10 protein-coding genes are annotated in these 13,246 nt (G+C 71.7%); all 10 read left to right on the top strand.

What is annotated here, in order from left to right; genetic code table 11:
- Positions 1–363, top strand: a complete 363-nt coding sequence (locus QC826_RS29085) for a hypothetical protein (RefSeq protein ID WP_279763520.1) — start codon at positions 1–3, stop codon at positions 361–363.
- A gap of 70 nt (positions 364–433) precedes the next feature.
- Positions 434–637 (top strand): hypothetical protein, encoded by a 204-nt coding sequence (locus QC826_RS29080; RefSeq protein WP_279763519.1) that lies wholly within the window; start codon positions 434–436, stop codon positions 635–637.
- A 431-nt stretch (positions 638–1,068) separates the two neighbouring features.
- A complete protein-coding gene (locus QC826_RS29075; RefSeq protein WP_279763518.1) occupies positions 1,069–1,668 on the top strand; it encodes a glutathione peroxidase in 600 nt (199 codons plus the stop codon).
- A 216-nt stretch (positions 1,669–1,884) separates the two neighbouring features.
- A complete protein-coding gene (locus QC826_RS29070) occupies positions 1,885–2,175 on the top strand; it encodes a DUF6916 family protein (RefSeq protein WP_279763516.1) in 291 nt (96 codons plus the stop codon).
- 37 nt (positions 2,176–2,212) lie between these two features.
- Positions 2,213–2,731 (top strand): phage tail protein, encoded by a 519-nt coding sequence (locus QC826_RS29065; protein WP_279763515.1) that lies wholly within the window; start codon positions 2,213–2,215, stop codon positions 2,729–2,731.
- A 12-nt stretch (positions 2,732–2,743) separates the two neighbouring features.
- Positions 2,744–3,265, top strand: coding sequence for a phage tail protein (locus tag QC826_RS29060; protein WP_279763514.1), 522 nt, complete (start codon positions 2,744–2,746; stop codon positions 3,263–3,265).
- A gap of 24 nt (positions 3,266–3,289) precedes the next feature.
- Complete coding sequence (locus QC826_RS29055; protein WP_279763513.1) at positions 3,290–3,820, top strand: phage tail protein; 531 nt, start codon at positions 3,290–3,292, stop codon at positions 3,818–3,820.
- Between the two features lie 2 nt (positions 3,821–3,822).
- A complete protein-coding gene (locus QC826_RS29050; RefSeq protein WP_279763512.1) occupies positions 3,823–4,332 on the top strand; it encodes a GNAT family N-acetyltransferase in 510 nt (169 codons plus the stop codon).
- A 19-nt stretch (positions 4,333–4,351) separates the two neighbouring features.
- The gene (locus QC826_RS29045; protein ID WP_279763511.1) at positions 4,352–4,786 is read left to right on the top strand and encodes a DUF6916 family protein; all 435 of its coding nucleotides are present in this window, start codon (positions 4,352–4,354) and stop codon (positions 4,784–4,786) included.
- An 84-nt stretch (positions 4,787–4,870) separates the two neighbouring features.
- Positions 4,871–13,213, top strand: coding sequence for a YDG domain-containing protein (locus QC826_RS29040; RefSeq protein WP_279763510.1), 8,343 nt, complete (start codon positions 4,871–4,873; stop codon positions 13,211–13,213).
- Positions 13,214–13,246: the final 33 nt, after the last annotated feature.

Raw genomic sequence — 13,246 nt, 5'->3', positions numbered from 1 at the left:
TTGACGTACTTGTCGCCGATGTTGGTCGGGTTGCAGGCAGCCGTGCAGCACCACGTGCAGCCGGCAACCCTGGCCGGCGTTGCCGTCGCAGCCGGGCGGCACGTAGAGGAAGCCGCTGGCGGCCATGCCGTGGCTGGTCGGGTCGGCCAGGAAGGCGGTCTGGTCGAACTCGATGAACTTGCCGGCCGGCGTGGCGCCGCCGCGCGGATTGAGCGGCGTCGGCTTGCCGTAGATCCATTGCAGCAGGGCGCCGGCGGCGTCGAAGGCGCAGTTGTTGATGTAGGGCGAACCGAGCTTGTCGCAGGCGTTGCCGAAGTCGTCGGTGGGCATCGAATGCTGGGCCGCCAGGTTCTTCTTGTATGAGATGTTCGCGCTATTGATGTAGTGGAGGTAATAGCTTTCCAGATCGGTCATCACGGCCTGGGGCACCAGGGTGTCGGCGCTGCCGGACAGCATCCAGATGCGCTGGCGGGCCAGCCCGGCGACGGGGTCGACCGTGCCGTTGCCGGCGTTCTGGTCGGTGATGGCGATCAGTTCGCTCACCTTGGTGCCGCCCGCCTTGACCTGGCACAGGAAGGGGCTGCCGGTGCAGCTGCACACGTTGGTGGCGGTGTTGACGTTGCCGCGCGCGCAGTAGTATGGGCCGCCGGCGACGACGCCGACGCCGTCGACGCTGGCCGAGAAGGCCACGCCGTACTGCACCGCCATGTAGCCGCCCGAGGACAGGCCGGAGACCGACACCTGGCCGGCCTTCATGGCGGGCAGGGCGACCACCTGCTGCGCCATGGCCGGCGCGGCGGGGCCGGCGGCCAGCGCGGCGAACACCGCGAGCATGCCGAGCGCGCGCGCCAGGAGAATTCGACAATGCAATGACATGGCAGGCTCCCGTCGGTGATATTCGAGCTGCCATTTTGCGGTAACTCAGCGACAGAGGCTTAATCTGGCTCAATCGGACCGGGGTTCGCCGTCCCGCGCCATGCCCCGCCGCGCGGATAGCGGGACAGCGCCGGCACGCGCGCGCCGGCTTTGGCTTAGAATGGATTTTCTATCCATTTTCCGGCCGCCACCATGACCAACCATTTCGCCAAGCTGAGCCTTGTTTCCGCGCTGACCATGCTGGGCGCCGCGCCCGCGCTGGCGCAGACTCCCGCCGCGCCCGCCGCCCCGGCGGCGGCCCCGGCCGGCAGCTGCCCGGCCATCCTCAAGCACAGCTTCAAGCGTCTGCAGGACGAGGCGCCGCAGGACCTGTGCCAGTACGCCGGCAAGGTCGTGCTGGTGGTCAACACGGCCAGCTATTGCGGCTTCACCAACCAGTACGAGGGCCTGGAGGCGATGTACGCCAAGTACGCCAGCAAGGGCCTGGTGGTGCTGGGCTTCCCCTCGAACGACTTCGGCAAGCAGGAACCGGGCAACGGCAAGGAGATCGCCGACTTCTGCTACAACACCTACGGCGTCAAATTCCCGATGTTCGCCAAGTCGGTGGTGTCGGGGTCGAACCCGAACCCGCTGTACGTCAGCCTGATCAAGAGCACCGGCAAGACGCCGGCCTGGAACTTCCACAAATACCTGATCGACCGCAACGGCAAGGTGCTTGAAAGCTTCCCGAGCAAGGTCGCGCCGACCGATCCGCAACTGCTTGGCGCGGTGGAAAAGGCGCTGGCGATGTAGGCCGCGCCGCCGTCCGCTCCCCCGCCACCGCCGCAGGGGGAGCGTCCCGTTCCCTTCCACCCGTCCCGCCTATCTGCGCCGCCGTTCCAGCGGCGCGGCGCCGCGTCCCTTGCCGGCACCTCTCGTTTGTCCCCAGAACTTGTGACCAGTCCATTTGGATTGTTCCAATGCAATTGAAAGCGGGTTACACTCCCCGATATTATTGCTGGATAAGATATGTTGCCCCAAGCTCAAGCCCATACCTGCGCCTACTTTACCGCGCTGCTGAACCAGCATTTCCAGCTGCCGGGCGACGACGGCGTGGTGCTGCAGCTGATCGCGGCCGAGCCGCGCGGCGCCACCCTGCCGGGCCGCGAGGCGTTCTCCCTGCTGTTCAGCGGTCCGCAGCCGGCGTTGCCGCAGCAGATCCACACGCTGCGCTCCGAGGCCGCCGGCACACTGGAGATATTCCTGGTGCCGGTGGCCGGCGTCGGCGCCGCCATCCATTACGAAGCGGTGTTCAGTTGAGCCGCCGCACCCGTCCGTCGATTTCAAGGAGGCCAGCATGGACCCGTTCATAGGCGAGATCCGTCTCAGCCCGATTCCCTACGCACCGCGCGGATGGGCGTTCTGCCACGGGCAAATATTGGCGATCAGCCAAAACACGGCATTGTTTTCGCTGATGGGGACCACCTATGGCGGCGACGGTGTTAGAACCTTCGCGCTGCCGGATCTGCGCGGCCGCTGCCCCATCAGTTACGGCGCAGGCGCAGGCGAATACTATTCTCTGGGACAAGTCGGCGGCGAGTTCGAGCACAGTTTGTCCACCGCCGAGCTGCCGAGCCACAACCACAGCCTGGCCGCCAGTTCGGCGCTGGCCACCAGCGGCGCGCCGGCCGGCGCCTTGCCCGGCAAGAAGGGCCGGCTTGGACGCGACCTGTTTGCCGCCCCGGCCAATCTGGTCGGGCTGAACCAGCAGGCGCTCAGCCAAGCCGGTAGCGGGCAGGCGCACACCAACATGCAGCCTTTCCTTGTGCTGAATTTCATCATCGCGCTGCAGGGTGTGTTCCCGTCGCGCAACTAGAAGGAGTGAACGATGGCAGATCCATACATTGGTGAGATTCGCATGTTCGCGGGAAATTTCGCACCGAACGGTTGGATGTTTTGCAACGGTGCGGTCCTGTCGATCGCCGAGAACGACATGTTGTTCAGCCTGATCACCACCACCTACGGCGGCGACGGCCAGACGACCTTCGCCCTGCCCGATTTGCGCGGCAGGCTGCCGGTGGCGAGCGGCACGGATCGGAGCGGCCGGACGTACAACCTGGGCCAGGCCGGCGGCGTCGAGGATGTTACCCTGAGCACCGGGCAGATGCCCGCCCATACGCACGCGCTGGCCGCCTCGAGCGACCGCGCCACGCCGGCCGCCGGCGCCACCACGGGCTTGCTGGCCAACACCGGCGGCAGCCTGCTCTACGCCCATCCGGCCAGCCCGGCGCCGATGCGCGACAACGCGATCTCGTCGGCCGGCGGCAGCATGCCGCACAGCAATATGGCGCCCTATCTGTGCGTCAGCTTCATCATCGCCGTGTCCGGCATGTATCCACAGCAGGCCTAACCCCATCGAACGGAAACAACAGCCATGGCCGACCCATTTGTCGCGGAAATCCGCATCTTCACGTTTCAGTTCGCCCCTCGTGGCTGGGCCTTTTGCGACGGCTCGATCCTGGCCATCCAGCAGAACACGGCGCTGTTCGCGCTGCTGGGCACGACCTACGGCGGCAACGGCAGCAGCACCTACGCCCTGCCCAACCTGGTCGGGCGGGCGCCGATGTTCTGGGACCAGGGGCCGGGTCTGTCCAACCACCAGCCCGGCGAAGCGGGCGGCAGCGCGACGGTCACGCTGGACGCCAGCCAGCTGCCCGCGCACAAACACCAGCTGCAGCATGCCGGCGCCGGCGTCGGCGCCGCCTTCGCGGCGCCGGGCCAGTCCGTGCTGCTGGCCAACGCCGGCCCGGCCCAGGTCTACACCAGCGCCACCGGCGCCGACACCACTGCGCCGGCGGCCGCGTTGGCACCGGTCGGCAGCGGTTTGCCGCACAACAATATGCAACCCTTTATGGCCTTGAACTTCTGCATCAGCCTGCAGGGCGTCTTTCCGTCGCGGTGGTGAACGTGCTCGAGCTACGTCCGGCCGGCGCCGAGGACCAGGATTTCCTGCTGCGCGTCTACGCCAGCACGCGCGCCGACGAGATCGCCCTGGCCGGCTGGGACGAGGCGCAGGCGGCCGCCTTCGTGCGCATGCAGTTCGTGGCCCAGCAGCACCACTACCGCACCCACGACGAGGACGCCGACTTCGCCATCGTCGAGCTCGACGGCGAGCCGGTGGGGCGGCTGTACGTGGCGCGCCGGCCCGAGCGCATCCACGTGATCGACATCGCCATCCTGCCGGCCTGGCGCGGCCATGGCCACGCCACGGCGCTGCTGCGGCAACTGCTGGCCGAGGGCGAGCGGCTGGCTTTGCCGGTCAGCATCTATGTCGAGATCCACAACCGGGCCCAGCGGCTGTACGCGCGGCTGGGTTTCGAGGAGGTCTGCAGCGCCGGACTGCACCGGCTGATGCAGTGGTGCCCCGTCGGCGCCACCCCGCCGGAAACACCCGCCGCGTCGGCGACGCAACCCTAACCTAGCACGGAGAAGCAACATGATGAAACGGCGCAATCTTTTGAAACTGGGCGGCGGCTCGCTGGCCTTGGCCGGACTGGGGCTGGCCGCGTCCCGCCCCGCCGCCGCCTCCTCCGCCTCCTCCGCCTCCGCCGCCGACTTCGTCTGGAGCCGGGCGGCGGCGGACGCCCTGGTGGGCCAGCCGTTCTGGCTCAACCACCCGGAATTGGGCGCCGTCGGCCTGACCTTGGAGGCGGTGAGCGGCACGCCGGCCGCCACCGCGCCGGCCGCCGCCGGCGCGACGCGCAGCGAGCAGTTCTCGCTGTTGTTCGTCGGCCCGCGCGGCCAGCAGGCGGGGCAGGGCAGCTACGAGCTGGACCACGAGCGGATCGGCCGCTTCACGCTGCTGCTGGTGCCGGCCGCGCCGCGTCCCGGCGCCAGCGTCTACCGTTCCGATTTCAACCTGCTGGCGTAACACCCCTTTAGCCCCGTCGGGTCCGCCGCGCCGCGTCGGCCTTGAACCGCTCAACCCTGTACCTCAACCCTGTACGGACCAACCATGCACAAACACGCCTCAGCCAACCGTTTCTACCGCCTCGTCTGGAGCCATGTGCACGCTTGTTGGGTCGCCGTGGCGGAGGGCGCGCGTGGCCGCGGCAAGGGCGGCTCCAGCGCGCGCGCCGCGCGCCGCCTGGCCCTGGCGACCTTGGCCGGCGGCCTGGCCGGCGCCGCCGCGGCGGCGCCGCCGCCCAACGCGCTGCCCAGCGGCGCCCAGCTGGTGGCCGGCCAGGCCGGCGTCGCCAGCAACGGCGCGCAGATGACGGTCACGCAGGGTTCGCAGCAGGCGATCCTCAACTGGCAGCGCTTCGACATCGGCGCCAACGCCGCCGTGCGCTTCGACCAGCCCTCGGCCGCCGCCGTGGCGCTGAACCGGGTGGTCGGCAGCGACCCCTCGCAAATCTACGGCAAGCTGTCGTCGAACGGCAGCGTGTTCCTGATCAATCCGCAGGGCGTGTTGTTCGGCGCCGGCGCCCAGGTCAACGTCGGCGCGCTGGCGGCCTCCTCGCTGGGCCTGTCCGACCGCGCCTTCCTCGACGGCAAATACGAGTTCAGCGGCGCCGGCGCGGCCGGCGCCGTGCGCAACGCCGGCAGCATCGCCGCCGCCACCGGCGGCTATGTCGCGCTGATCGGCCCCTCGGTGGCCAACAGCGGCAGCATCCACGCGCCGCGGGGCGGCGTGGCGCTGGCTGCCGGCGAGCAGGTCGCGGTCGACCTGCGCGGCGACGGCCTGGTCGGCGTGCGCGTCACGCGCGGCGCGCTCAAGGCGCTGGCCGACAACGCCGGCCTGATCGCCGCCGACGGCGGCCGCGTGGTGCTGACGGCGGCCGCCGCCGACGCCCTGACCCGTTCCAGCGTCAACAACAGCGGCGTGGTGCAGGCGCGCGGCCTGTTGGCCGACGGCGGCAGCATCCGCCTGGTCGGCGACGGCGAGGTGTACGCCGGCGCGCTCGACGTCTCCAGCGCCCACGGCGCCGGCGGCCGCATCGCCGTCGCCGGCGCCTTCGTCTCGCTCGACGGCCGCCTCAACGCCGACGGCGCGCGCGGCGGCGCCATCGACGTCGCCGCCGGCGGCAACCTGTCGGTGGCGGCCGCCGCCAGCGCGGCCGGCCTGGCCGGCGACGGCGGCGCCATCGCCTACCGGGCCGGCGCCACCCTGCTGGAGAACGTCAACGCCAGCAGCAGCGTCGACGGCAGCGCCAACGGCGGCAGCACCGCGCTGGCGGCCGGCGCCGGCGTGCTGTCCTCGGGCCGCCACACGGCGCGCGGCGCGGCCGGCACGGGCGGTCGCATCGACGTCTCCGGCGCCGACGTGCGCCTGCTCGGCGCGCAACTGGACGCCTCGGGCCAGGGCCAGGGCGGCCTGGTGCGCGTCGGCGGCGCCTTCCAGGGCGGCGCCGCGCGCGCCGACGCGCCCGACGCGGCGCGCTTCGTCGCGCGCTGGGGCGACACCGCCGCCATCGGCAACGCCCAAGCCAGCTTCGTCAACGACGGCAGCGTGATCGACGTCTCGGCGCGCGGCGCCGGCGGGCAGGGCGGCACGGCGGTGGTCTGGTCGCAGCAGCAGACCACCATGCTGGGCGCCGTCAAGGCCGGCGGCGACGGCGCCGGCGGCACCGTGGAGATCTCGTCGAAGAACGACCTGCGCCACGTCGGCCTGGACAAGATCGTCGCCGGTCGCGGCGGCCGTCTGCTGCTGGACCCGAAGAACATCACCATCGGCAGCAACGCCACCAGCTGGACCTACCAGGCCATCCTCGGCAACGGCTACGGCAACGTCGGCGGCAACGCGCCGCTCGCCGATCCGCTCTCCGGCGAAGGCTACGGCAGCGCCGTCGCCCTCAACGGCGCCGGCGACGTGCTGGCCGTCGGCGCGCCCTACAGCGCCGACGCGACCGGCGCGGTGCGCATCTACGCTTTCAGCGGCGGCAACTACGCCAACGCCGTGCTGCGCTCGACGCTGGGCCTGGGCTACAGCGGCACCGGCAACCTCAACGTCGCCCTCGATCCGGGCGCGCAGTTCGGCGCCAGCGTGGCCTTGAACGCCGACGCCAGCCGGCTGGCCGTCGGCGCGCTCGGCGCCAACGGCGGCGCCGGCCAGGTCAAGCTGTACACGCTGGGCGCCACGCCGGCCGGCTACGCCGTCATCAACGGCGGCAGCGGCAGCCAGGCGGGCAGCGGCGCCTTCGGCTCGGCGGTGGCGTTCAACGGCGCCGGCGACCTGCTGGCGGTCGGCGCGCTGGCCGACCAGGGCGGCAACTACCTCGCCAACAGCGGCGCGGTGTACCTGTACAGCGGCGCGAACGGCGCCGGCCCGGTGTTCAACAAGGTGCTCAGCAGCGGCGCCGGCGGCGGCGCGTTCGACACGGGCATGGCCGCCGACGCCCAGTTCGGCAACGCGGTGGCGCTCAACGCGGCCGGCGACAAGCTGGCCGTCGGCGCCGTCGGCGCCGACAATTCCAAGGGCGCCGTCTACCTGTACAGCAATCCCTTCGGCGCCATCGCCAAGGCGGCGACCCTGGGCGCCGGCTACACCGGCGGCAGCAATATGAACATCGCGCTACAGGCCGGCGCCATGTTCGGCTCCTCGGTGGCGCTGAACGGCGCCGGCACCATGCTGGCGGTCGGCGCCGCATCCGACGGCGCCTACGGCAGCAACACGCTGGGCGGCGGCAGCGTACGCATCTTCAACTTCGCCAACGCCAGCTTCGGCACGCCGACGCTGGGCGCCACGCTGGGCGCCGGCTACACCGGCAGCAACGACGTCGACGTCGCGCTCAACCCGTGGGACAATTTCGGTTTTGCGCTGGCGTTCAACGCGGCCGGCGACAAGCTGGCCGTCGGCGCGCCCTACAGCAACGGCGCCAACGGCAGCGTCGCCGGCAGCGGCAACGTGCGCATCTTCAGCATGGGGGCGCCGGCCGCCGCCAACGTCGGCTACGCCAGCGGCGCCGGCGCCAGCTCGCTGCTCGACGCCGCCGCGCTGGCGGCGGCGCTGCGGGCCGGCACCTCGATCACGCTGGAGGCCAGCAACGACATCACGCTGCTGGCCGCCAACCCGGTCGACGCCAGCGCCGGCGGCGGCAACGGCTCGCTGACCCTGTCGGCCGGCCGCAGCATCGCGCTCAACTCGGCCGTCAAGCTGGCCGCCGGCGGCACGCTGACCCTGACCGCCAACGACAGCCTCGCCCACGGCGTCGTCGACAGCCAACGCGACGCCGGCGCCGCCACCATCACGCTGGCGCAGGGCGCCGACGTGACGGCCAACAGCGTCGTCATCACGCTCGGCGGCGATACCGGCAAGACCAACAGCGCCACCGGCGCCATCACCATCAACAGCAGCGTCAGCGCCGGCACCGTCTCGGTCAAGAACCTGGGCGCCAGCGGCGGCGCCAATGTGCTGCTGGGCAGCGCCGGCGCGCTGCGCGGCGGCGGCGCCGGCACGACGATCGAAGTGGTCGCCAACGGCAATTTCAACAACGGCAACAACACGGACAACGTCAAGCACGGCCTGGACGCCGGTAGCGGACGCTACCTGGTCTACAGCGCCAGCCCCAGCCTGACCACCGAGGGCGTCGGCGGCTACAACAAGCACTACGGTGTCGCCTACAGCGGCGCCGCGCCGGCCTACGCCGCCAGCGGCAGCTGGTTCCTCTACTCGGCCACGCCGACGCTGACCATCAGCGCCAACGCCGCCGGCAAGACCTACGACGGCCTGGCCACGGCGCCGGTGCTGGGCTACGGCGTCGGCGGCCTGATCGACGGCGACACGGCGGCCATCCTCGGTGGCGCGCTGGCGGTCGGCAACCTGTCGAAGAACGCCGGCAGCTACGCCATCCAACTCGGCACCTTGGCCAACTCGCTGGGCTACGCCGTCAACTACGTCGGCAACAACCTGGTGGTGGCGCCGCGCGCGCTGACGGTCAGCGTCAGCGGCGTGGCCAAGGTCTACGACGGCCAGACCGGCGCCAGCGTCAGCTTCGCCGACGACCGCCTGGCCGGCGACGTGCTGACCCTGGCCGGCAACGCCAGCTTCGCCGACAAGAACGTCGGCAGCGGCAAGGCGGTCAGCGTCAACGGCATCGCCGCCAGCGGCGCCGACGCCGGCAACTACACGCTGGGCAGCAGCGGCGCCAGCACCAGCGCCGACATCACCCCGCGCGCGCTGACGGTGGCCGCCGCCAGCGCCGGCAAGGTCTACGACGGCCTGAGCGACGCCGTCGTCACGCTGAGCGACGACCGCGTCGCCAACGACAGCCTGACGCTGAGCAGCGGCGCGGCCAGCTACGCCGACAAGAACGCCGGCGCCAACAAGACCATCAGCGTCGGCGCCATCGCGCTGGGCGGCGCCGACGCCGGCAACTACACGCTGAGCGCGACCACGGCGAGCACCCAGGCCAGCATCGCGCAACGCACGCTGACGGCCACCCTGGCGGCCAGCGACAAGGTCTACAACGGCCTGGCCGACGCCAGCGCCACGCTGGGCGACAACCGCCTGGCCGGCGACACGCTGGCGCTGAGCGGCGGCGCCGCCGTCTTCAACGACAAGAACGTCGGCAACGGCAAGACCGTCACCGTCGGCGCGCTGGCGCTGAGCGGCGCCGACGCCGGCAACTACACCTTGGCCTCGACCAGCGCCAGCGGCCAGGCCAGCATCACGCCGCGCGCGCTGACGGTCGGCGTGAGCGGCATCGACAAGGTTTATGACGGCGGCACCTCCGCCAGCGTGACCTATGGCGACGACCGCGTCGGCGGCGACAGCCTGAGCTTTAGCGGCACCGCCAGTTTCACCGACAAGAACGTCGGCGCCGGCAAGGCGGTCGGCGTCAGCGGCATCGCTTTGGGCGGCACCGACGCCGGCAACTACACGCTGAACACCAGCAGCGCCAGCACCAGCGCCGCCATCACGCCGCGCACGCTGACGGTCAGCGCCAGCAGCGCCGGCAAGGTCTACGACGGCCTGACCGGCGCCGTGGTGGCGCTGGGCGACGACCGTGTCGGCGGCGACCTGCTGGCGCTGGCCAGCGCCAGCGCCGCCTACGCCGACAAGAACGCCGGCGCCAACAAGGCCATCACGGTCGGCGGCATCACCCTGTCCGGCGCCGACGCCGGCAACTACACGCTGGCCTCGACCGGCGCGACGGCGCACGCCGCCATCACGCCGCGCGCGCTGAGCGCCAGCGCCAGCGGCGTCGACAAGGTCTACGACGGCCGCAGCGGCGCCGTGGTCAGCTTCAGCGACAACCGCCTCGCCGGCGACGTGCTGGGCTACAGCGACGCCGCCGTCTTCGCCGACAAGAACGTCGGCAGCGGCAAGGCCATCAACCTCGGCGCCGTGGCGCTGAGCGGCGCCGACGCCGGCAACTACACGCTGGCCGTCGCGCCCGGCGCGGTCAGCGCCAACGTCACCGCGCGCACCCTGACCGCCAGCGCCACCGCGAGCAAGGTCTACGACGGCCTGGCGACGGTCAACGCCAGCCTCGCCGACGACCGCGTCGGCGGCGACGACCTGGTGCTGGGCGTGGCCAACGGCGCCACCAGCTTCGCCGACAAGAACGTCGGCAACGGCAAGGCGCTGACGCTGACCGGCGTGACGCTGTCCGGCGCCGACGCCGGCAACTACGTGCTGGCCTCGACCACCGCCCACGGCAGCGGCAGCATCACGCCGCGCACGCTGACGGCCACCATCAGCGCCGACAACAAGGTCTACGACGGCCTGGCCACGGCCGTGGTCCACCTCGGCGACGACCATCTGGCCGGCGACGCGCTGACCCTGGCCGGCAGCGCCAGCTTCGCCGACAAGAACGTCGGCAACGGCAAGACCGTCACCCTGGGCGGCGTGACGCTGCGCGGCGCCGACGCCGGCAACTACGTGCTGGCGGCCGCCCCGGCCACCACCACCGCCTCGATCACGCCGCGCGCGCTGACGGTGGCCGCCAGCAGCGCCGGCAAGGTCTACGACGGCCTGACCGGCGCCGTGGTGACGCTGGCCGACGACCGCGTCGGCAACGACGTGCTGGCGCTGGCCAGCGCCAGCGCCGACTACGCCGACAAGAACGCCGGCGCCAACAAGGCCATCGGCGTCGGCGGCATCACGCTGTCCGGCGCCGACGCCGGCAACTACACGCTGGCCTCGACCAGCGCCACGGCGCGTGCCAGCATCGCGGCGAGAACCTTGACGGTGACGGCGCTCGGCGCCAGCAAGGTCTACGACGGCCTGGCCGACGCCAGCGCCACGCTGAGCGACGACCGCGTCAACGGCGACGCGCTGAGCGTCAGCGCCGGCAGCGCGCGCTACGCCGACAAGAACGTCGGCGCCGCCAAGGCGCTCAGCGTCGGCGGCCTGGCGCTGTCGGGCGCCGACGCCGGCAACTACGTGCTGGCCTCGACCAGCGCCGCCGGCCGGGGCGCCATCACGGCGCGCGCGCTGCACGCCACGGCCAGCGGCGTCGACAAGGTCTACGACGGCCAGACCACCGCCGTCCTGGCCTACGCCGACGACCATATCGCCGGCGACGCGCTGAGCTACACCGCCAGCGCCGTCTTCGCCGACAAGAACGTCGGCAGCGCCAAGAGCATCACCGTGGGCGGCGTGACATTGGCCGGCGCCGACGCCGGCAACTACACGCTGGCCTTGGCCGGCGGCCCGCTCAGCGCCAACATCACGCCGCGCACCCTGCAGGTGGTCGCCTCCGGCGCCAGCAAGGTGTACGACGGCGGCACCGGCGCGTCCGCCTCGCTGAGCGACAACCACCTCGCCGGCGACCGCGTCAGCGTGGCCGGCGGCGCCGCCTCGTTCGCCGACAAGAACGTCGGCAACGGCAAGGCGCTGACGGTGCAGGGCGTGACGCTCGCTGGCGCCGACGCCGCCAACTACAGGCTGGCGAGCAGCAGCGCCGGCGGCTCAGGAAACATCACCGCGCGCGCCTTGAACGTCAGCGCCAGCGCCGCCGACAAGGTCTACGACGGCAACACCGCCGCCACCGCCGCGCTGAGCGACGACCGCCTGTCCGGCGACAGCCTGAGCGTCGGCAGCGCCGCCGCCCGCTTCGCCGACCAGAACGTCGGCAGCGGCAAGGTGGTCAGCGTCGACGGCCTGGTGCTGGCCGGCGCCGACGCCAACAACTACACGCTGAGCTCCACCAGCGCCAGCGCCACCGCCAGCATCACGCCGAAGGCGCTGAGCGCCGCCATCAACGGCGTGGTCGTCAAAAACTACGACGGCAGCACGGCGGCGGCGCTGGCCTCCGGCCAGCTGACCCTGTCCGGCTTCGTTGCCGGCGAGGGCGCCAGCGTGGTCCGCGCCAACGGCGTCTACAACAATGCCAACGTGCTCGGCGCCAGCAGCGTCAGCGCCACGCTGGCGGCGGGCGACGTGGCGGCGGCCGCCGGCACGCAGCTGTCGAACTACCTGCTGCCGAGCGGCGCCAGCGGCGCCGGCGCCATCGTGCCGCGGGCGCTGGGCGTGGGCGGCGTCGTCGCCGCCGCCAAGACCTACGACGGCGGCGTCGCCGCCACGCTGAGCAACAACGGCAGCCTGAGCGGCCTGGTGGCCGGCGAGTCGCTGACCCTGGGCGGCACGCTCAGCGCCAGCTTCGACAACCGCAACGCCGGCAGCGGCAAGCTGGTCACCGTCAACGGCTACACGCTGGCCGACGGCGCCAACGGCAACGCCTCGAACTACCGGCTGGCGGCCGGCGCCGCCACCACCACCGGCGTCGTCAACCAGGCCGCGCTGACCGTGCGCGCCAACGACGCCGCCCGCGTCGCCGGCGCCGCCAATCCGCCGCTGGGCTACAGCGTCAGCGGCCTGGTGGGCGGCGACGACGACCGCCTGGTCAGCGCCACCGTCAGCACCGCCGCCACGGCGCAGTCGGCGGCCGGCGTCTACGGCATCAAGGTGGCCGGGGCGGAACTGGCCAACTACAAGACCAGCTGGGTGGACGGCGTGCTGACCGTCGCCGTCGCGCCCGGCCCGACGCCGGCAGAGCAGCAGCTGGCCGGCAACGTCACCAGCATCGTCCGTCCTTTGCCGATGTCGACGCCGACCGCGGTTGCTGGCGGCGCCAGCGCCATCGGCGCGGCTAGCGAGCCAGCCGCCACGCCGGCCAGCCTGACCGCCATCGTCGCGCCGGACGGCACGGGCCGCGCCAACGCCAACGCCAACGCCAACGCCAACGCCAACGCCAACGCCAACGGCGGCGGCAGAATCGGCGTCGGCATCGCCAGCGCCGGCGCCGGCGGCAACCTGCCGAATTTGGTGTTGCCGTCCGTCACCACCAGCATTTTGCCGGGCGGAACCCAGGTGCTGGCAATCAACGGCGGCATCCGCACGGAAGAATAATGCAGCCGACTCCATTTCATTTGCGCCAGCAAG

The sequence above is a fragment of the Rugamonas sp. DEMB1 genome, assembly GCF_029834475.1.
Lineage (GTDB): Bacteria > Pseudomonadota > Gammaproteobacteria > Burkholderiales > Burkholderiaceae_D > Rugamonas > Rugamonas rubra.
Note: the sequence above shows the minus strand (reverse complement) of the source record. Positions and strands in the feature narration are given on the sequence as shown.